This is a genomic window from Aliiroseovarius sp. Z3 (genome assembly GCF_029105185.1).
Lineage (GTDB): Bacteria > Pseudomonadota > Alphaproteobacteria > Rhodobacterales > Rhodobacteraceae > Aliiroseovarius.
This window is the reverse complement of the sequence record NZ_JAFMZK010000002.1, coordinates 274,995-294,280: the sequence shown is the minus strand read 5'-3', so window position 1 is coordinate 294,280 and position 19,286 is coordinate 274,995. Positions and strand designations below refer to the sequence as shown.

Genomic DNA, 19,286 nt, shown 5'->3' with positions numbered 1-19,286 from the left:
GCTAGCATGGGTGATTCGCTTTGTTAAGAAGTTTGTCTTTGCAATCGTCCGCCGGATTCGGGCGCGATGAAAACGCAACAGTCTCGGCATTCGCTCACACATGTGCAGCTTGCAGACAAAAAAGGGGCGATTGCATAGGGCCCAAAAAACTGGTAATAAAACTTTACCAATTTTTCCGGAGCTCACTATGCCAGTCATCACCGAGATCGAAGACCTTCGCCGCATTTACGCCCGAAGGGTGCCAAGGATGTTCTATGACTATGCTGAAAGCGGCAGCTGGTCCGAGCAAACTTTCCGCGAAAACAGCTCTGATTTCGACAAGCTCTATTTTCGCCAGCGCGTCGCGGTGGACATGGACAACCGGTCCACCCGATCAACCATGTTCGGTCAGGATGTGGCGATGCCGGTGGCCCTGGCCCCGGTCGGGCTGACCGGCATGCAATGCGCGGATGGCGAGATCAAGGCCGCCCGCGCCGCCGAAAAGTTCGGCGTGCCCTATACGTTGTCGACCATGTCCATCTGTTCGATCGAGGATGTGGCCGAACACACCAACACCCCCTTCTGGTTTCAGGTCTATACCCTGAAAGACGACAATTACATGCAGCGGCTGTTTGACCGTGCCCGCGCCGCCAAATGCCCGGCCATCGTGATCACGGTGGATCTGCAAGTTCTGGGCCAGCGTCACAAGGATCTGAAAAACGGTCTCTCTGCCCCGCCCAAGCTGACCCCCGCATCCATTGCCAACATGATGACCAAGGTGCAATGGGGCCTTGGGATGCTGGGCACCAAACGGCGATTCTTCGGCAACATTGTGGGCCACGCGAAGGGCGTGACCGATCCGTCATCACTCAGCACCTGGACAGCCGAAGCCTTTGATCCGTCACTCAATTGGGATCGCATTCGGCAGTTCAAGAAAATGTGGGGCGGGCCGATCATCGTCAAAGGCATTATGGAACCGGAAGACGCGGTGCACGCAATGAATGCGGGAGCGGACGCCATCGTCGTTTCCAATCATGGCGGTCGGCAGCTGGACGGGGCGCTCAGCTCAATTCGCGCCCTACCCTCGGTGCTTGATGCGGTTGGAGACAAGATCGAGGTACATCTGGACAGCGGCATTCGGTCAGGCCAGGACGCGTTGAAGGCGGTCGCGATGGGTGCCAAAGGCACCTATATCGGGCGCGCCTATACCTATGGGCTGGGTGCGATGGGTGAAGAAGGCGTGACCAAAGCGCTTGAGGTGATCCACAAGGAAATGGATATCTCGATGGCGTTCTGCGGACACACGGATATCAACACGGTTGATCGATCCATTCTGCGTGTTCCCAAGGGCTTCTCGGGCGACTGGGAATAGAAATCTTTTGGTGCGCTCTGGTCAGAAATAACTTCTGACCAGCGCACCCGAGATCAGTGTCCAGCCGTCCGCCACGACGAAGAACGCCAGTTTGAACGGCAAGGATACGATGGCTGGCGGCACCATCATCATGCCCATCGACATCAGGATCGCGGCAACCACGAGGTCGATGACAAGGAATGGCAGGAACACCAGAAATCCGATCTCGAAGGCGCGTTCGATCTCTGACAACAGGAATGACGGCACCAGCAGCGACAAAGGTGCCTCGTTGCCGATGGCAATTTCCGCTGTCTGTTCGCGCAACCCGGCAAGATGAGAGAACGTCTCGGGATCGATGCGCGCCGCCATAAAGACGCGAAACGGGTCCACCGCCGCCAAGAAGGCTGGTTCAAGATCCAAAGCCCCGTCAGAGAATGGCTGTCCGCCTTGCGCCCATGCTTCGATGAACACCGGTTCCATGATGAAATAGGTCAAGAACAGCGCGAGGCTCACGATCAACATGTTCGGTGGGGATTGTTGCAAGCCGATGGCTTGGCGCAGAATGGACAGGACTGTCACGATAAAGGGGAAACAGGTCACCATAACGGCAAGCCCGGGCACAAGGCTCAGCAGCGTGACCAGCACAAACACCTGAATGGTCCGGGTCGCCAGCGACCCTTCGTTCCCAAGCGAAAGCGTGATGTCCTGTGCGCTGGCCATTCCTGATGTGCAGATCAATAGCGCCGCAGCGAGAACTCCAACCACATGACACGGTCCTGCACGTCCAATCCGAAACCGCGTCATAGGCCGGATTTCAGGTCTGCAACTTCGGTCAAACGGACTGCCAGACGCCCCTGTGGGTCTCCGTCCATCTCTTCCAGCTCGCCACGCGCAATCAGTTTGTCACCAACATAAAGTTCGACCGGATCTTCGATCCGCTTGTCCAGCGGCAAAACGGTATTCCGTGCCAGTTGCAAAAGCTCTTTTACCGTGGGGCGCGCACGACCAACCGAGATTGTGATTTCGATCGGGACTTGCACGAAAGGGTTTGCGGCATTGTTTGGATCAGTGGGGGTTTGGGCGTCATCCATGTTCAAAAGCCTTTTCATTGATTTCATACAGCGCCGTCACCGCTCTCTTGATCCGTGCCAGAGCGGACGTCAGGTCAATGCAGCGTTCCGATGATGCCGACCGAAGGAACACCTGACCGTCCGGCAGCGTGTCATCTTCGAACACCTGCAAAGGCGTTGCGGTCACGCGATCCATCAGGTGATCCAGAACCTGCCGACTGCCGGTGGAGACACGCACCTCGATCGGCGTATCTGCGGCTTGCTCGGCCAACGGCATAATCTCGTCGTTGATGACTTGTCCCAGCGCATCGCGCATGACTTCGGGCAACAGCGTATCAACGATTGTGCGCAAAAGGGGTTCAAGCGATCCAAGAACATGGCTCCGGGCTTCATGGAAGGTGAAACCAAGGTCTTCCAGATTGCGGGCAAACTCTGCTTCGATGCGATCCTTGTTGTCATCGACTTCGTTCAGGGCGTCATCCCAGCCAGCGCGATACCCAGACTCATACGCGGTCAATCGAATGGTCTCGAGCTCGGCCTCGTCGACGGAACGCGTTCCGGAGCTTGAAACAGACAGGTCTGATTGCTCAAAATCTTCCAGGGCGACGGGTTTGTTCATCGGGCAAGCTCTTCATCTTCTTCCATCCAGCCACGAAGGATTTCGACGGTATCGGACTGCCGTTCCGCGATCAGATTGCGCAACCGCTCCACCGGATCAGGGTCCGTCAGTTCTGGTGATCCTGAATCGACAATCTCGCCCATTCTGGGTGTGTTGATGACAGCGGGAAGGGTGGACGCATCCATGGTGTCTGTCGCCGCGGAGGGGGGTGGCGCGATTGACGCCATTTCCGGCAGGGTTGCCGGATCAATCCGCTCGCCTGCAACCTCGGTGGCGCGCGCGGCGAAAATGGGCCGCAGCACGAACAGCCCTAGGATCAAGGCGACCGCTGCAAGCACAACGATCTTGACCAGAGCCATCACATCAATGGCCACACCCGACAGAAAACCGTTGGTGGGCGCGGTGCCCAACGCCGGCACGGGTTCAAATTCCAACGATTTGATGGTGATCAGATCGCCGCGCGCCTCGTCGAAACCGACCGCGCCCGCAACAAGTTCGCGCAGGCTCGCGATCTCTTCTGCACTTCGGGCACTCCAGACCTCGTTACCGGCATCGTCTGTCGTTCTGATCCCGTCAATCAGCACGGCCACAGTCAACCGCTTGATCGCACCCGGAGTTGTCACGATCTCGCGGGTGGTCTCGGACACCTCGTAATTGATCCGCTCGCGCGTCTCAGAGGTGTTCGAGGACGAATTTCCACCGCTTGCCGCGTCCCCGTCTGGCAGGTTTGATGCCACGGTTACACCTGCACCCTCGCTGTCCTTGGCGGAGTTCGACGTCTCAAGCGTGTCAGTCGACACCGCGACGCGGGTTTCTGGATCAAACCGGCGTTCCCGCAGGCTTTCCTGTTCCGTCACGGTTTCAAGATTGAGTTCAACCACCGCATTCCCAAAGCCGACACGCGCCTCCAGAAGGCGTTCAACGTTCTGTTTCAGCACCATCGCACGATCCGACGCAAGGCCGGGATGATCCGATGGCTCATCCCCACCCGCAATCAGTCCACCGCGGCTGTCGATGATTGAAACGCGTTCCGGCAGCAGCCCGGGCACTGCCGAGGCCACAAGAAATTTCAGTGCTTTGGCCTGCGCGCCCGGCAACGCACCACTGGCCGTGGTTACAGTTACCGAGGCCGTTGGCTGGTTGCGCTGGCGAAACATCTGGGTCGCTGTGTTTGCGATGTGAACACGGGCATTTTGAATCAACGGGCTGGCCACGATCGTGCGCGCCAGCTCTCCCTCTTTCGCGCGCCAATATGCGGCATCGAACATTTGCGACGTCGTGCCAAACCCGCTCAGGCCATCCAGCAGCTCGTACCCTTTGCCGCCATTGGCCGGCAGCCCTTCACTGGCCAACGTCATCCGCAAACTGTCACGCTGAGCGGTGTCGACAAAGATCGACCCCCCACGCACTTCATAGGCTACGCCGCGCGCCTCAAGCGCCTTGACGACATCCCCCGCAGCGCCGCTTTCCAGGCCCGCATACAGCAATGTCATCTGACTGGTCGTCGCCATGCGGGACAAGCCGATCACTGCGACGAACATCGCAAGTGTCGCCGCCACCACGATGATGCGTTTCCGCATATCCAAACTGATCCATATCGAGGTGATCTGCTGCAAGACACGACTCCTGTAATCGAGTGGGCTTCTGCCCCCTCACATTCCGCAGTTTTCCCCGATCGCCCTTAACAATTGGTTAGTGGGCAACGGCTTATAACGAATCGAACGAAATTCTTTGGATGCTCACATGACCGACACCACCCCGACCGCAGACGTCGCCGGCGCACCGACAGATAAGAAGTCCCGGCTGGGAGCCATACTCGGTTTGATTCTGGCGATTGCCCTGGGTGGCGGCGGTTTTTTTACCACCTATTCGGGGTTGATCGGCGGCCCAAAGGCCGAGAAAGACGCACCCGATCAGGCTGGGCCTGTCGTTGACCTGCCCGCCGTGGCCTTTGTCGAATTGGACCCATTGGTCGTTTCGCTCGGCTCTTCGGGTGACAGTCGTCACCTTCGGTTTCGTGGGTCATTGGAGGTTGTGCCGGGCCATGAACCGGACGTCAGCCACGTTCTGCCCCGCGTCATCGACGTGCTCAACGCCTATCTTCGTGCAGTTGATGTCGCAATGCTTGAAGATCCAACAGCGCTGATCGAACTGCGCGCACAGATGTTGCGGCGTGTGCAGCTTGTCACGGGCGAAGGGCGGGTGCGTGACCTTCTGATCCTTGAATTCGTTCTGAACTGAGAAGGAGGCATGAGCATGGATATTCTCGCTGACATCATGCTGGGCATCGGCGCGATCGGCGCTGCCATCTACTGCATGGTTTTGTCGCGACGTTTACGCCGGTTTAACAACCTGCAGAATGGTATGGGCGGCGCGGTGGCGGTTCTTTCGGCTCAGGTTGACGATATGACAACGATGCTGAACAGCGCACGAGACGCCGCAGGCGAAAGCGCAGTTGTTTTGACTGACCTGACGGAACGTGCCGAAGCATCGGCGCAGAAGCTGGAACTGATGATGGCAAGTCTTCATGACTTACCTGACGACGCCCATGGACAAGCACCGGGCAAACACCAGCCCGAGGATCTCCCGCCGCAGGACAGACCGCAGACCACGGTCCACGATACCGATGCTGCGCCACTGTTTGTGAGCCACCGTTTAATGAAGGCGGCAGAATGATGGGGGCACAGTCAAGACGAAGAAAACCGCGCCGTCGTCGCTTGAGCAGGCATATTCTGATCGCGCTGGCGCTGCTGCTTGGCACCTCTGGGCTTGTTCGATTGGGTGGGTTTGGCATGGCGATTGCAGATGACGTGAATGACCTTCTGCGCGGTACATCAGCCAGTCACGGCGAACCTGCCAACTGCACCTCTGAAGCGGATATCGAGGCCGTTCTTGCGGCACTCCAAGCGCGCGAGCAAAAGCTGATCGAGAACGAGACTGCATTGGACAAACGGCTCAGGATTTTGTCGGAAGCCGAAACCACGCTGGAGGATAACGTAAAGGCACTCGTGGCCGCGGAAAACGCACTTGCAGCCACAATGGCCGCAACCAAAACAGCTGCGTCTGACGATCTGGCGCGCCTCACCACCCTTTACGAAAACATGAAGCCCAAACAAGCGATTCCCCTGTTCGAAGCTATGGATCCGGAATTTGCCGTCGGGTTTTTGTCCCGCATGAAGCCGTCCATCGCCGCGCAAATCATGGCCGGTCTCGATCCACAATCCGCGTACGCGATCAGCGTGGTGTTTGCCGGTCGCAACTCAGACGCGCCCACAAACTAGGAAACGGCGACGGTTTGTTAATCCCTATGTGCAATGAACGTCTGACAACTCGGTAACCAGTTCAGGAGGCACAAGATGATCGGCTTTGTAGGGATCGCATTGATCTTCGTTATGGTGTTCGGTGGCTACCTGGCCGCGGGTGGCAAAATGGGGATCATCCTGAAATCCCTACCATTCGAATTCACCATGATCGGGGGCGCCGCTGCCGGAGCGTTCGTAATCTCCAATGATATGGCTGCGATCAAGCATACATTGAAAGACGTTGGAAAGGTGTTCAAAGGCCCTAAGTGGCAGCCCGACGACTACCGTGATCTTTTGTGCCTTTTGTTCGAGCTGATCCGGCAGGCCAGGCAGAACGCTGTCGCCCTGGAAGAGCATATCGAAAATCCACCGGACAGCCCCATCTTCGCACGTTACCCAAAAATCCTGGCAGATCACGAGGCTTTGGACCTGATCTGTGACACGTTGCGCTCGGCAAGCATGAACTACGATGACCCCCACCAGGTTGAGGAAGTTCTTGAAAAGCGGATGGACGCCAATCTGCATCACGCACTGCATTCCAGTCACGCCTTGCAAACGGTCGCGGACGGTTTGCCCGCCCTTGGAATTGTCGCAGCCGTGCTGGGCGTCATCAAAACGATGGGATCGATTGACCAGCCGCCAGAAATCTTGGGAAAAATGATCGGCGGGGCACTGGTTGGGACTTTTCTGGGTGTGTTTCTGGCTTACGGACTGGTCGGGCCATTCTCCGCGAAGGTTAAAACCGTGGTCGAGGAGGATGCCCATTTCTATCAATTGATCCGCGAGGTGCTGGTCGCCAACCTATACAATCATTCCGTCAATATCTGCATCGAGGTTGGTCGTCAGAACACACCGGGCCACCACCGCCCCAGTTTCACCGAGCTTGAGGAGGCCTTGAAAGAGGTCAAGCAGGTGGCTTGATGCGCCCTCTGCTCAAGTTGTTCTGTCTGCTGATCTTCTTTCCAACAATCCTGTCAGCCAAGAACATCGCGGTTAAATCGGGTGAGCATCCGAATTTTTCGCGCCTGGTTGTGTACACAGATCTGTCCGACAAGCCGAAACTGACCCGGAGTGAGCGCGGCTTTCAAGTGACAACCGGGAACAACGAGGATCGGTTCAGGGTCACGGGTGTTTTCGATATGATCCCGCGCGACCGGATTGCCGATCTAACATCTGCTGCTGGGGGCGCATTGGATATTGTCCTCGATTGCCCCTGTGATGCGATGACGCAAACGCTGCCAGGCGGGCAGTTCGTGATTGACATCGTCGACCCCCCCGAGGCGCTGGAACCGCTTCCGATCCGGCTTGGGCAATCTGTCTCTGACGATGGGGAAAAACACAACCAGGCCAGTGCACAGAGCGCGCGGCGCGGTCTTCCCATCGCTGTGGCCTCTGACGACGACGTGGCCCCTGAGATGCTTGGGTCACCCCCTCAAAATGGTGCGATTGATCCTGCGTCTTCCAGTCCCGCCCCAACGCAATCACTAATGCTCAACGAGAATGGTCTGCTGGAGCAGTTAGCGCGGGCCGCAGCGCAAGGGCTTGTCGACACGCCCTCCATACCCGCTGCATCGCCTTCGGAAAATAAAGAAAATCCGCCTGCCCCGACGGATCCACCCGCAACAGATGAAGATCAAGCACCTATAACAATCCCTCCGCCAACCACAGATCATATTCGTATCCAAACCTCGATCGACCGAGATATTGGCCGATCAACGGCACCGTCCCGTGTGCCCGATACCGACACGGCTTGCCTTCCGGCGCAGTCCTTTGCAATCGCCACCTGGGGTGGAGGCGATAGTGAAGCTCTTGATTTCACGACACACAAGACCAGCCTGACAACCGAGCTAGACAAGTTGGATTCTGACACCCTCCGGTCTTTCATACAGCATCAGATTTACCTCACGCTGGGAGCCGAGGCGCAATCTTATTTGGCCAGCTACGGGGGCATTTTGCAAAACGCAGAGGATCTGCAACTGATGGCAGAGATTGTTGAAACAGGCACTGCGACAAGATACGCGCACATGACAGCACAGCTGGCGTGTGATGGGCCGGTTGCCCTTTGGGCCGTGCTTTCGCAACCTCGCCTGCCCCGCGATTATCCCATCAACACCGCTGCGGTGATTTCCGAATTCTCGATCCTACCACGACACCTTCGTATCCATCTTGGGCCGATGGTGATGCGAAAATTTCTTGCCATCGGCGATACCGATACGTCGATCGAGATCAATCGTATCAGCCAACGGGGTATCGAAACGCTCCGCACCGAGAACACACTCGCAGATGCTCAGTTGTTGTTGAAAACCGGATCCGGTCGCGAGGGTCGTGAACAGCTTGTTAAAATCGTTGAAAGTGACGATCAGAATGCGGTCGATGCGGTTCTGTTGCTGATCGACAACCACATTGAAACGCAATCGGGTATTCCAGACCGAACGCTGGAGCTTCTCAGTTCACTGGCGCACGAGCACAAAACATCTGCGATGGGAGACGATCTGGCGATTGCCGAAATCCGGGGATTGATCCACGCTGCACGTTTCAACGAGGCCCGGGCAAATATGCGCAAGTTTGATCTGTTCCCGGACCGAGAGGATGGCCGCCACCTTCAAATCCTGAACGAATTCGGCCTTGCGCTGAGCGAGTCCGGTGCCGATGGTATTTTTCTTCGCAACACCATCGGACAGCCTATCTGGGCGGACGCCGAAGAAGCAACTCGGATATCTGTTGCCAACAGGTTGCTCAACCTGGGATTTGCAGCGGCAGCAAAGGAAATACTGGTCAACCAGCCTGCCCCGCCAGGACGTGCAGCCCGCGTGCTGATTGCCAAAGCTGCTTTGTCAGAGGGGCAGGCAAAGGTCGCGCTTGGTTATCTTAGTGGATTGAATGACGCTGAATCGCAGAAAATGCGAGAAGCCGCCTTGGTGGCAACCGAACAGGTAACCACGCCCACCACACCGGTCGCGTTACTACCGAACGACATTGCGGGCGATCCGGCACCCGAAATCTCTCTTGAGGCTTTTGAAGGGATGATCAACGACAGCAAGGCGGTCCGCGCCCGCATTCAGGATGCCTTGCAATCCACGGACACACCATAAGTGCAGCTACAGTTACCGCTTGTTAAGCATGGCGGAGTAGTTTGGGCATCAGACAAAAGCAGGACCTGCGACCTAATGCCCAGACCTATTCAGCATGACAATCCTTTGCGTCGATACTGGCGTGGCACCGTAAATGTGACGTCCGTGATAAGGGCGTTCAGAAACTGCGGGCCGGTCAGAACGGGCGGCACGCACGGCGAACCTAACCGCGTGGCCAAACTGGCTCCCTGCCCCATCGCTCTAAACCACCCAGTCGGGTCTGGCATCATCGTGAAAGTCGGCCAATGCTGACGGTCAAAGACATCTTTCGTCCCACGATCCTGCTCGCATTGGTCTTGATGGCAATCATCGTCATGATGATCCTGCCGATGCCTGCATGGGTGTTGGATGTGGGTCTTGCCTCGTCATTTGCGCTCGCAATCTTGATGTTTACGGTCACACTTTTCATCGAGCGGCCACTGGATTTTTCAGCCTTTCCGACTGTGCTTCTGGCCTCTCTGATGCTGCGCCTGTCGTTGAATGTCTCTTCAACGAAGCTCATCATTGGGCAGGGCCACACCGGCACCTCGGCCGCGGGCAGCGTGATCGAAGGCTTTGCCAGTTTCGTTATGGGCGGCAGCATTCTGCTCGGCCTCGTGGTGTTTTGCGTGCTGCTGATTGTCAACTTCATCGTCATCACCAAGGGCGCGGCGCGGATGGCCGAAGTGGGCGCGCGCTTTGCATTGGACGGGATGCCAGGCAAGCAACTGGCCATCGACAGCGACATGTCCGCAGGTGCAATCGACCACGCTGAAGCCAAAACCCGACGCGAGAGGGACCAGGCGGAAACCACATTCTTCGGGTCATTGGATGGCGCATCGAAGTTCGTGAAGGGTGACGCTGTGGCGGGGTTGTTGATCACATTCCTGAATTTGGTGATGGGCCTGATCATCGGCGTGGTGGTACACGACATGCAAATCGCACACGCGTTCCAGACCTATGCCATCCTGACGGTCGGTGACGGGCTGGTCACGCAGATACCAGCTGTGATCATCTCGATCGCCTCAGCGTTGCTTCTGGCGCGTGGCGGAACATCCGGATCGACAGATCTGGCCCTGTTCTCGCAACTTGGCCGATATCCGTCCGCATTGGCCACTGTGGCAGTGTTGATGGCCCTGTTCGGTCTGGTGCCCGGCCTGCCTTTCGTTCCCTTCATTCTCGGTGCGGCGGCCTTGGGCGTGGCTGCCTGGAAGGGGTATCAATTTCAGCTTGAGGAAGCCCGAGAGGTGACCGCCACCCCATCCGATACCGATGTTGCCCCGCCGGTTGAGAGCCTTGGCGACGTCCTCGATCTGGACGACATACATGTCGAGTTTGCGCCTGATCTGGTGTCGATGGTCCTTGACCCTGCCACGGGTCTGGATGCCCGCATCGCCAGCATTCGAAATCACATTGCCAGCACTTTCGGCTTGATCCTGCCCGAGATCCGGCTGACAGATAACAGCGCACTACCCGCTGGCACCTATGCAATCAGAATTCAAGGGGTCGAACAGGCGCGCAATATTCTGCAGGCACACCGCGCGCTGGTCATCTTATCCGGCCCAGACGACACCCTTCCCGATGGCGACGACGTGAAAGAACCGGTCTATGGCGCGCCAGCCCGTTGGATCAGCCCCGACCAGCAGGAGGAAGCCGCATTGTCAGGCTGCGCGGTCATTGCGCCAACCGAAGTTCTGGCCACCCATTTGCTGGAGGTCATGAAACGCAACTTTCCGCGCCTTCTTGGGTTCAAAGCACTGCGCCGATTGTTGGACGAGTTTGTAAACCTGTCCGACGCGGACCGGGCCGACGCCAACCGCCGCATGCTGGACGAACTCGTGCCGGAAAAAGTGCCGCTTGACCTGCTTCATGCCGTGCTGCGCCTGTTGTTGGAAGAACGTGTCTCGATCCGCAACCTGCCCCTGATCATCGAAAGCATCGCGGAAGCACGCCCTGTATTCGCCGCACCCGACACCATTTGCGAATATGTTCGTCAGCGTTTGGGGTTCCAGCTGATCGCGGAGCTGAAACGCGATGATGGGACTGTACCGCTTGTCCAGCTTGCCCCAGAGTGGGAGGCCACGTTTCAATCCCACCAGCTTGACAGCGACACCGGCAGCGATGTGGCGTTGCCCCCGGAAGAATTCAACCGGCTGGCAAATTCCGTTGCAGACAAGATCGCACGGGCCGGCGAGAACGGGATATACCCCGGCGTCGTGACGTCTTCCCGGCGACGACGGTTTCTAAAAACCGTGCTGTCCGCCAAGGGAATAGCAAACCCCGTTCTGTCATTCGAAGAAATCGGGACGGAAGCCAAACCATCATTGGTCGGGATGATCCCGGCATGATCGCTGCGCTGGACCAAATCTCAACCTTGGGGCCGCTGCTCGTACAGCAGGGTTTGGTGGTTTTTTTAAGGGTAGGAGCGGCAATGGCCGTCCTGCCTGCTTTCGGTGAAAAATCGGTGCCCGTAAGGGTGCGATTGTTTCTGACATTCGCCTTCACCATGATCGTCGCGCCGGTCGTCATCGCCGACGCCGGATCTGCGCCACCGCTTCAGCCGCTCTACTACGCGTCGGAACCGGTGATCGGATTGGGGTTCGGCATAGCCATTCGTTTGATGATCATGGCGCTTCAGATTGCGGGCAGCATTGCAGCGCAATCGACATCTCTGGCGCAATTGATGGGGGGGGCGAATACCGATCCGCAACCCGCGATTGGCCATGTTCTGGTCGTCGCTGGCTTGGCGCTGGCAGTGATGCTCGGCCTGCATGTCAAACTGGCAACGGGCCTGATCCAAACCTATCACGTCTTTCCAATCGGACAGTTGCCCGACGCACAGGTGTTCACGAATTGGGGGATTGCCCAGATCGCAAGAGCCTTTTCATTGGCCTTTTCACTGGCCGCCCCATTTGTCATAGCGTCTTTGCTTTACAATGTCGCGCTTGGCGTCATCAACAGGGCGATGCCTCAGCTGATGGTGGCGTTTGTTGGCGCGCCCGCGATCACCGCCGGCGGCTTGATCTTGCTGTTGCTGACCACCCCCCTTCTGCTTCCCATCTGGCAGACCGCGCTTGAGGCGATGCTTGCTGATCCATTCGGAGGTCGGTGATGTCCGGCACGGATGACGACGACAGCAAGCAACACGAACCAACCCAGAAGAAACTGGACGACGCACGCCGACGCGGGGAAGTGGCTCGATCTGCCGACCTGAACACCGCCACGTCATACCTTGCGCTGCTGCTGATCGCGACTTCGCTGGGTGCCGCGAGCTTGACAGGTGTGGGCGAATTGCTGACCGCGATTCTGGCCCGATCAGACCAGATCGCTGACGAGGTTTTTCGCGGTGGTACACCGTTTTCCGCATCACTTCTGCTGGGATTGGGGAAGCCCCTCTTGCCTTGGTTTCTGGCCCCGGCAACAGCGGTCCTGCTGCTCGCCATCGCGACGCGAACCTTTATCGTGGCGCCCGAAAAGCTCCAACCGAAGCTGAACCGCCTGTCACTTCTGTCGAATGCAAAGAACAAGTTTGGGCGGTCGGGCCTGTTTGAGTTTGCGAAAAGCTTTGTGAAGCTGACGATCTATACGCTGGTGCTGGGTGTTTTCATCTGGGTGAAACTGCCCGAGATCCTGTCCACCATGTCGCTGAGCGGGGGAATGACGATTGTCGTACTGCTTGATCTGTGTGTCGAGTTTTTCGCGCTTGTCCTTGTGATCGCTCTGATCCTCGGCGGTATCGACTATTTCTGGCAGTATCAGGAGCATTTGCGCAAGAACCGCATGTCCCACAAGGATCTGATGGATGAAATCAAGCAGAGTGAGGGCGATCCGCACATGAAGGGACAGCGACGGCAAAAAGGTTATGCCATCGCCATGAACCAAATGCTTGCCGACGTGCCCGATGCTGACGTGGTCGTGGTTAACCCGACCCATTACGCCGTGGCTCTGAAATGGTCGCGGATGCCCGGTGCCGCGCCAGTTTGCGTCGCGAAAGGCGTTGATGAAACGGCCGCTCGAATTCGCCAGACAGCAAGCGAACACGGCGTCCCAATCCACAGTGACCCGCCCACGGCACGTGCGCTTTACGCCACGGTCGACATCGGCGACGAGATTCCGCCCGACCATTACCAAGCCGTTGCTGCCGCGATCCGTTTTGCCGAGAAGATGCGCAATCGGGCACGCAGCTTATTTGGCACCAAGGCATGAAACGCCCGCTGACCCAATTGGCTGAGCTGGCCGCCCTGCAACACGATGCGGCGATGGCAACCCTCGCGCAGCACAACCGCGCCATTCAAACGCTTGAGTTGCACATTTCTAACCTGCGTCAACGTCTTCATACTGCGCCAGAATCCGAGCAGGGCGACGCTTTCCCGCTTGCATTGACCAGCGGGCATTACGGAACCTGGCAACGCTGGGTCGAACGGGAGTTAACCAAGCTGAATTGCGACCTTGCACGCGCACGGGCTGACCGTGAAAGTGTTGTCCAGAACGCTCGTCTGGCATTCGGGCGAAAATCAGCGACGGAAGCCTTGGTAGACAAAGAAAAGCAGGCGCAGCAGATGAAAGCGCGGAAGCGGTTTGAGCAGAGCGTTTCGCAGGGCAGTTTGGCAAGAAACCTCTTTTCTTTTGACAGCCATCGGTCTATAGGCACGGCTTCAACCGCGGGACTTACACCCTTGGAGGAATCCCGCATCAACAAACTGGAGAATTTCCATGGCAAAACAGATTCCTGATCTTGAGGCCACGGTACGGACGGGGACAGGCAAGGGGGCCGCTCGTCAAGCTCGCCGCGAAGGCTTGGTACCGGGTATCGTGTATGGCAGCAGCGAAGAGCCTCTGCCGATCAACATCCCCTTCAACGACCTGCTGAAAAAGCTGAAAGCTGGCCGTTTCCTTTCGACCCTTTGGAACCTGAAGGTCGATGGCCATGATGACGTGCGCGTCATCTGCCGGAACGTGCAGCGCGATGTCGTGAAAGACCTGCCGACCCATCTTGACCTGATGCGTCTGCACCGCAACACGCGGATCAGCCTTTTCATTCACGTTGAATTCACCAACGAAGAAAAAGCGCCCGGGCTGAAAAAAGGTGGCGTTCTGACCGTTGTGCGCCCGGAAGTCGAACTGAATGTTCTTGCAGGTGAGATTCCTGAGCAGATCATTGTCGACCTGTCTGGCCGTGAAGTCGGTGACGTAATCCATATTTCAGACGTGGACCTGCCGAAAGGCGCGAAAGTCACCGTTGACCGTGACTTCGTGATCGCCAACATCTCTGCCCCAAGCTCGCTGCGTTCGGCAGATGAGGACGAGGGTGAGACCGGAGAGGTTGCAGCCGACGAAGTTGAAGCAACCGAAATGAAGTCGGAAGAGTAAGTCAGTCTGCAAGGACGACGACAAAGCGGGTCCTGCGGGACCCGCTTTTTTTTGTGTCGCCCCGTCAGGTCGTCACTCGACCGGTCGCTGAAACACCACCAGCAAGCACGACGGCCCCGTGCAGCAAACGAACCTCTTCGACGTCGTTCAGGCAATGCTGAGGAACCTCAAGGTCTATTCCATCTATCGAATATCGGGGCAACGGGATCTCCGATCACGATACGCTGGGGTGATTGCAACCCGTGTGGGTGATCTTTAGTTTGGTGGTGCCACAACATGTCCGCTGTGCGGGCAAGATGTCCAGCAGGAAAGGTCAAAGATGAAAATGTTTGTGGGGCTTGGTAACCCCGGCCCAAAATATGCGGGCAACCGCCACAATATCGGTTTCATGGCGCTGGACGGCATAGCAGAGGAGCATGGGTTCGCCCCGTGGCGTGGCAAGTTTCAGGGTGCCTTGACCGAAGGGCGATTGGGCCACGAAAAAGTGCTGCTGTTGAAGCCCGAAACCTTCATGAACCTGTCCGGTCAATCCGTGGGCGAGGCGATGCGGTTCTACAAACTGACCCCCGATGACCTCATCGTATTTCATGACGAGCTTGATCTGGCCCCCGGAAAGGTGCGGGTCAAAAAGGGCGGCGGTCATGCCGGGCATAATGGCCTGCGGTCGATCCACGCGCATATCGGCCCGGATTATACCCGGGTGCGCATGGGTATCGGGCATCCGGGGAATAAGAACGCGGTGTCATCCTATGTTCTGCGCGATTTCTCCAAGGCGGACGAAAGTTGGCTGGACGATGTGCTGCGCGGCTGTGCCGATGGGGCGGCGGACCTTGCTGAAGGGGATAGCGGCAAGTTTATGAATGCCATCGGTCGACGGATCAATCCGCCGCGCTCATCAAACACGCAACCGAAACCGAACACAAAGCCCGCGCCCGCGCCTGCATCGCCACCCGAGCCCAAGGTGGACACGGAACCCAAGGAAAGTCGCAGCCCGCTGCAACGGCTGATGGACAAATTCTCATGAGCCTGCGCGATGCTTTGCGGCATCAGGCGGGAAGCAACAGGCATCTTGACTCACCGTTCACCGCACGCGTTCTTGACCTGCTTGCCGACAACATCCAGCCCGGCACGCCATTAACCGATCGCTTGTTCAACTGGTCCGGCAACATCGGACCGCGGGGGCATTCGGTTCCTCTCCGCCTGCTCGCCGGGTTGCATGCACTGGTTCTGACGAACACATGCCCTGCGCTGAAAGCGGTTTATCCGCCGAACGCCTCGCCCGACGATGCCACACTTTGGGCCGCGATAGAGACCGCGCTGCGCGATCATGCCCAGATGTTGGACCAATGGCTCGACAATCCTCCGCAGACCAACGAGGTGCGCCGTGCCGCCGTGCTGATCGCCGCCGGACATTGGCTGGCCGCGCGGTATGAACTTCCAATCCGCATGTATGAACTAGGCGCGAGTGCCGGGCTGAACCTGATGTGGGATCGGTTTGCACTGACCCTGCCCGGTGGACAAATCGGCCCACCCGACCCAGTGATTACACTAACGCCCGATTGGCACGGCGACCTGCCAACGGGGCATACGCCATCCATCCTGTCGCGGCGCGGCGTCGATCTGATGCCCATGGATGCAAGTGACCCCACCGACGCGCTGCGCCTGATCTCGTATCTTTGGGCGGATCAGCCTGAAAGATTGTCGCGCACCCGCGCGGTGATCAAGGTGTTGGATGCGCAGGTGGATGCGGGCGACGCGGCCAACTGGCTTGATGAGCAACTGGAGCGCGTGGCACCCGATCACTTGACGCTGGTGTATCACACGATCGCCTGGCAGTATTTTCCGCCTCAAACTCAGGCGCAATGCCGCGCCACGATCGAGGCGGCAGCCCAACGCGGCCCCATCGCACATTTTTCCATGGAAGCAGACGAACATCTGGACAAAGGGGCATGTCTGACGCTGACCTTGTGGCCCGAGGGCCAGAAGTTGACGTGTGGTCGTGCTGATTTTCATGGACGTTGGGTCGATTGGACGGCACCCTGACGAAAATTTCGGGGGGCACATGCACACCATCTTCAAACGCCTGTTGCAAGCGATCTTGGTTATCGTGGTTTTGGTCGCGATTGCAGCGATCTGGAAACGTGAAGAAATCGGCCGGCTTCTTGCCGTGAACTCGTTGTTTGCAGAAGAGAAGATTGTTCAAAACTTCTCGCATATGGATCGTGCATTCTTGACCAGGACGATCTCGCGCGGGAACGCCGCGCCTGTTGCCCTGCCCACTGGCGCAGCTATATCCTTGCCAGACGGGGCCGAGGATTGGATGTCAGAACGATCCGTCACGGCGTTGGTTGTGTTGAAAGACGGCGCATTACGACACGAAAGCTATCACCTTGGCACCGGGGCGGAAGATCGTCGCATCAGTTGGTCGGTCGCGAAAAGCTTTCTATCCGCGCTCACCGGGATCATTGTGGAACAGGGCGCAATTGCCTCGATTGACGATCCGGTTGACCTGTATGCCCCCGAACTGAAAGGCAGCGCATATGAAGGCGCGACGATCCGCAACGTTCTGAACATGTCGTCGGGCGTTGTCTTCAACGAGGATTATCTGGATTTCAATTCCGACATTAACCGTATGGGTCGTGTGCTGGCGCTGGGGCAGTCGATGGATGAATTTGCCGCCGGTCTGACCGAAACCTTCGCGCCCGCGGGCGAGACATGGCAATATGTCTCGATCGACACCCATGTGATCGGTATGGTGATCCGGGGCGCAACCGGGCAATCCATCCCCGACCTGCTGGAACGCCATGTGGTTCAAAAGATGGGGTTCGAGGCGGACCCCTATTACGTCACCGATGGCTACGACGTGGCCTTTGTGCTGGGTGGCTTGAACCTGCGCACACGCGACTATGCGCGCTTCGGGCAGATGTTCTTGCAAGACGGGCGCTGGAACGGACAGCAGGTTGTGCCAGCGGATTGGGTCGCGGCTTCAACCGTCGCGTCCGCCCCTACGGCGGCAGGTGAACAGGGGTACGGGTTTCAGTGGTGGATGGCGCCAAACGCACCCGAAGGCGAATATTTCGCGCGCGGGATCTATGGCCAGTATATTTTCATCGATACATCGCGAAACGTGGTGATCGCGCTGAACAGCGCAGATCGCAAGTTTCGCGATGAGGGCGTCAATGATGCCAACATCGCCATGTTTCGGGCGATTGCCGCGTCGATGGACTGACCCCGATCAGTTGGCGTCGCGCCCTTCGGTGTCGGACATGTCAAAGCCCAGATACTTGGCGACGGTATAGATATCCTTGTCGCCACGGCCGCACATGTTCATGCAGATGATGTGATCCTCGGGCAGCTCTGGCGCGATTTTCATCACATGGGCCAGCGCGTGACAGGGTTCCAGCGCGGGGATGATCCCTTCGGTCTGGCAGCACAGCTCGAACGCCTCCAACGCTTCCTTGTCCGTGATCGCCACGTATTCAGCGCGCCCGATTTCATGCAACCAGCTATGTTCCGGCCCGATGCCGGGATAGTCCAGCCCCGCCGAGATCGAGTACCCATCAAGGATCTGTCCATCCTCATCCTGCAACAGGAAGGTGCGGTTGCCGTGCAGCACACCGGGGCGTCCGCCGGTCAGGGACGCACAATGTTCCATCTTGTCATTCACACCTTTGCCACCGGCTTCAACGCCGATGATCCGCACACTGTCATCGTCGAGGAAGGGATAGAACAGACCGATCGCATTGGACCCGCCACCGATCGCGGCAATCACCGTGTCGGGAAGACGCCCCTCGGCAGTTTGCATCTGTTCCTTGGCTTCCTTGCCGATGATCGACTGGAAATCACGGACCATGGCGGGATAGGGGTGCGGACCGGCAGCGGTCCCGATGCAATAGAACGTGTCGGCCACATTCGTCACCCAGTCCCGCAGCGCATCGTTCATCGCGTCTTTCAGCGTGCCACGACCCGAGCTGACGGGAATGACCTCGGCCCCCAGCAGGCGCATGCGGAATACGTTGGGGGCCTGACGCTGCACGTCATGTGCTCCCATGTAAACGATGCATTTCAGGCCGAACTTGGCGCAGACCGTCGCGGTGGCCACGCCATGTTGCCCTGCCCCGGTTTCGGCGATGATCCGCGTCTTGCCCATGCGGCGGGCCAGAAGGATCTGCCCCAGCACGTTGTTGATCTTGTGCGCGCCGGTATGGTTCAGCTCGTCACGCTTCATATAGACCTTGGCACCGCCCAGATGCTTGGTCAGCCCCTCGGCAAAATAGAGCGGGCTGGGGCGACCGACATAGTGGGTCCACAGGTGCTGCATCTCGGCCCAGAAGCTGTCATCGGTCTTGGCGTTTTCGTACTCGGCCTCAAGATCAAGGATCAGGGGCATCAGCGTCTCGGACACAAAGCGCCCGCCAAAATCACCGAACCGGCCCTTTTCATCGGGACCGTTCATGAAGCTGTTGAAAAGGTCGTTGGCCATGG

Annotated in this window: 19 protein-coding genes; 14 read left to right on the top strand and 5 right to left on the bottom strand. The window is 57.9% G+C overall.

Features of this window, described 5'->3' with window-relative positions; all coding sequences use genetic code 11:
* Positions 1-187 precede the first annotated feature (187 nt).
* Positions 188-1,351, top strand: coding sequence for an alpha-hydroxy acid oxidase (locus tag J3R80_RS04420; RefSeq protein WP_275392547.1), 1,164 nt, complete (start codon positions 188-190; stop codon positions 1,349-1,351).
* 21 nt (positions 1,352-1,372) lie between these two features.
* Here the strand turns inward: J3R80_RS04420 and fliP are convergent, their stop codons facing one another.
* From fliP to fliF, 4 genes are all read right to left on the bottom strand, one after another.
* Complete coding sequence (gene fliP, locus J3R80_RS04415) at positions 1,373-2,050, bottom strand: flagellar type III secretion system pore protein FliP (protein WP_275392546.1); 678 nt, start codon at positions 2,048-2,050, stop codon at positions 1,373-1,375.
* 80 nt (positions 2,051-2,130) lie between these two features.
* Positions 2,131-2,421 (bottom strand): FliM/FliN family flagellar motor C-terminal domain-containing protein, encoded by a 291-nt coding sequence (locus tag J3R80_RS04410; RefSeq protein ID WP_275392545.1) that lies wholly within the window; start codon positions 2,419-2,421, stop codon positions 2,131-2,133.
* Entirely contained in the window at positions 2,414-3,019 is a 606-nt protein-coding gene (locus tag J3R80_RS04405; RefSeq protein WP_275392544.1) for a flagellar biosynthesis protein, read from the bottom strand. Before J3R80_RS04405 ends, J3R80_RS04410 begins: the two co-directional genes overlap by 8 nt.
* The gene (fliF, locus tag J3R80_RS04400; protein WP_275392543.1) at positions 3,016-4,635 is read right to left on the bottom strand and encodes a flagellar basal-body MS-ring/collar protein FliF; all 1,620 of its coding nucleotides are present in this window, start codon (positions 4,633-4,635) and stop codon (positions 3,016-3,018) included. Before fliF ends, J3R80_RS04405 begins: the two co-directional genes overlap by 4 nt.
* Positions 4,636-4,762: 127 nt before the next feature.
* Between fliF and J3R80_RS04395 the strand changes: the two genes are divergently transcribed.
* The 13 genes from J3R80_RS04395 (at position 4,763) to J3R80_RS04335 (ending at position 18,030) form a co-directional block, all read left to right on the top strand.
* Positions 4,763-5,260 carry a flagellar basal body-associated FliL family protein gene (locus J3R80_RS04395; RefSeq protein ID WP_275392542.1) on the top strand — a complete coding sequence of 166 codons (498 nt, stop codon included), beginning with the start codon at positions 4,763-4,765 and terminating at the stop codon, positions 5,258-5,260.
* 15 nt (positions 5,261-5,275) lie between these two features.
* Entirely contained in the window at positions 5,276-5,695 is a 420-nt protein-coding gene (locus J3R80_RS04390; protein ID WP_275392541.1) for a hypothetical protein, read from the top strand.
* 41 nt (positions 5,696-5,736) lie between these two features.
* On the top strand, positions 5,737-6,300 hold the full coding sequence (locus tag J3R80_RS04385; RefSeq protein WP_275392540.1) for a hypothetical protein: 564 nt from the start codon (positions 5,737-5,739) through the stop codon (positions 6,298-6,300).
* 75 nt (positions 6,301-6,375) lie between these two features.
* Positions 6,376-7,242, top strand: a complete 867-nt coding sequence (gene motA / locus J3R80_RS04380) for a flagellar motor stator protein MotA (protein ID WP_275392539.1) — start codon at positions 6,376-6,378, stop codon at positions 7,240-7,242.
* Positions 7,242-9,413, top strand: coding sequence for a hypothetical protein (locus tag J3R80_RS04375; RefSeq protein ID WP_275392538.1), 2,172 nt, complete (start codon positions 7,242-7,244; stop codon positions 9,411-9,413). The genes motA and J3R80_RS04375 overlap by 1 nt, the downstream gene beginning before the upstream one ends.
* Before the next feature lie 284 nt (positions 9,414-9,697).
* Positions 9,698-11,779, top strand: a complete 2,082-nt coding sequence (gene flhA, locus J3R80_RS04370) for a flagellar biosynthesis protein FlhA (RefSeq protein WP_275392537.1) — start codon at positions 9,698-9,700, stop codon at positions 11,777-11,779.
* The gene (locus J3R80_RS04365; RefSeq protein WP_275392536.1) at positions 11,776-12,543 is read left to right on the top strand and encodes a flagellar biosynthetic protein FliR; all 768 of its coding nucleotides are present in this window, start codon (positions 11,776-11,778) and stop codon (positions 12,541-12,543) included. The genes flhA and J3R80_RS04365 overlap by 4 nt, the downstream gene beginning before the upstream one ends.
* Positions 12,543-13,637, top strand: coding sequence for a flagellar type III secretion system protein FlhB (locus J3R80_RS04360; protein ID WP_275392535.1), 1,095 nt, complete (start codon positions 12,543-12,545; stop codon positions 13,635-13,637). Before J3R80_RS04365 ends, J3R80_RS04360 begins: the two co-directional genes overlap by 1 nt.
* On the top strand, positions 13,634-14,164 hold the full coding sequence (locus tag J3R80_RS04355; RefSeq protein WP_275392534.1) for a hypothetical protein: 531 nt from the start codon (positions 13,634-13,636) through the stop codon (positions 14,162-14,164). The genes J3R80_RS04360 and J3R80_RS04355 overlap by 4 nt, the downstream gene beginning before the upstream one ends.
* Entirely contained in the window at positions 14,145-14,801 is a 657-nt protein-coding gene (locus tag J3R80_RS04350; RefSeq protein ID WP_275392533.1) for a 50S ribosomal protein L25/general stress protein Ctc, read from the top strand. The genes J3R80_RS04355 and J3R80_RS04350 overlap by 20 nt, the downstream gene beginning before the upstream one ends.
* Before the next feature lie 319 nt (positions 14,802-15,120).
* Positions 15,121-15,825, top strand: coding sequence for an aminoacyl-tRNA hydrolase (pth, locus tag J3R80_RS04345; RefSeq protein ID WP_275392532.1), 705 nt, complete (start codon positions 15,121-15,123; stop codon positions 15,823-15,825).
* Positions 15,822-16,844 (top strand): DUF2332 domain-containing protein, encoded by a 1,023-nt coding sequence (locus tag J3R80_RS04340; protein ID WP_275392531.1) that lies wholly within the window; start codon positions 15,822-15,824, stop codon positions 16,842-16,844. Before pth ends, J3R80_RS04340 begins: the two co-directional genes overlap by 4 nt.
* Positions 16,845-16,863: 19 nt before the next feature.
* A complete protein-coding gene (locus tag J3R80_RS04335) occupies positions 16,864-18,030 on the top strand; it encodes a serine hydrolase (RefSeq protein ID WP_275392530.1) in 1,167 nt (388 codons plus the stop codon).
* Positions 18,031-18,036: 6 nt separating this feature from the next.
* On the opposite strand, the gene trpB is transcribed toward J3R80_RS04335, so the two are convergent.
* On the bottom strand, positions 18,037-19,284 hold the full coding sequence (trpB, locus tag J3R80_RS04330; RefSeq protein WP_275392529.1) for a tryptophan synthase subunit beta: 1,248 nt from the start codon (positions 19,282-19,284) through the stop codon (positions 18,037-18,039).
* Positions 19,285-19,286 lie beyond the last annotated feature (2 nt).

What these genes read in the sequence shown, in the direction of transcription:
- J3R80_RS04375 (WP_275392538.1), top strand. Translation starts at nt 7,242, where the DNA reads ATGCGCCCTCTGCTCAAGTTGTTCTGTCTGCTGATCTTCTTTCCAACA.
- J3R80_RS04335 (WP_275392530.1), top strand. Translation starts at nt 16,864, where the DNA reads ATGCACACCATCTTCAAACGCCTGTTGCAAGCGATCTTGGTTATCGTG.
- trpB (WP_275392529.1), bottom strand. Translation starts at nt 19,284, where the DNA reads ATGGCCAACGACCTTTTCAACAGCTTCATGAACGGTCCCGATGAAAAG.
- J3R80_RS04365 (WP_275392536.1), top strand. Translation starts at nt 11,776, where the DNA reads ATGATCGCTGCGCTGGACCAAATCTCAACCTTGGGGCCGCTGCTCGTA.
- flhA (WP_275392537.1), top strand. Translation starts at nt 9,698, where the DNA reads ATGCTGACGGTCAAAGACATCTTTCGTCCCACGATCCTGCTCGCATTG.
- motA (WP_275392539.1), top strand. Translation starts at nt 6,376, where the DNA reads ATGATCGGCTTTGTAGGGATCGCATTGATCTTCGTTATGGTGTTCGGT.
- J3R80_RS04350 (WP_275392533.1), top strand. Translation starts at nt 14,145, where the DNA reads ATGGCAAAACAGATTCCTGATCTTGAGGCCACGGTACGGACGGGGACA.
- J3R80_RS04390 (WP_275392541.1), top strand. Translation starts at nt 5,276, where the DNA reads ATGGATATTCTCGCTGACATCATGCTGGGCATCGGCGCGATCGGCGCT.
- J3R80_RS04360 (WP_275392535.1), top strand. Translation starts at nt 12,543, where the DNA reads ATGTCCGGCACGGATGACGACGACAGCAAGCAACACGAACCAACCCAG.
- pth (WP_275392532.1), top strand. Translation starts at nt 15,121, where the DNA reads ATGAAAATGTTTGTGGGGCTTGGTAACCCCGGCCCAAAATATGCGGGC.
- J3R80_RS04405 (WP_275392544.1), bottom strand. Translation starts at nt 3,019, where the DNA reads ATGAACAAACCCGTCGCCCTGGAAGATTTTGAGCAATCAGACCTGTCT.
- J3R80_RS04395 (WP_275392542.1), top strand. Translation starts at nt 4,763, where the DNA reads ATGACCGACACCACCCCGACCGCAGACGTCGCCGGCGCACCGACAGAT.
- J3R80_RS04420 (WP_275392547.1), top strand. Translation starts at nt 188, where the DNA reads ATGCCAGTCATCACCGAGATCGAAGACCTTCGCCGCATTTACGCCCGA.
- J3R80_RS04340 (WP_275392531.1), top strand. Translation starts at nt 15,822, where the DNA reads ATGAGCCTGCGCGATGCTTTGCGGCATCAGGCGGGAAGCAACAGGCAT.
- J3R80_RS04410 (WP_275392545.1), bottom strand. Translation starts at nt 2,421, where the DNA reads ATGGATGACGCCCAAACCCCCACTGATCCAAACAATGCCGCAAACCCT.
- J3R80_RS04355 (WP_275392534.1), top strand. Translation starts at nt 13,634, where the DNA reads ATGAAACGCCCGCTGACCCAATTGGCTGAGCTGGCCGCCCTGCAACAC.
- fliP (WP_275392546.1), bottom strand. Translation starts at nt 2,050, where the DNA reads ATGGCCAGCGCACAGGACATCACGCTTTCGCTTGGGAACGAAGGGTCG.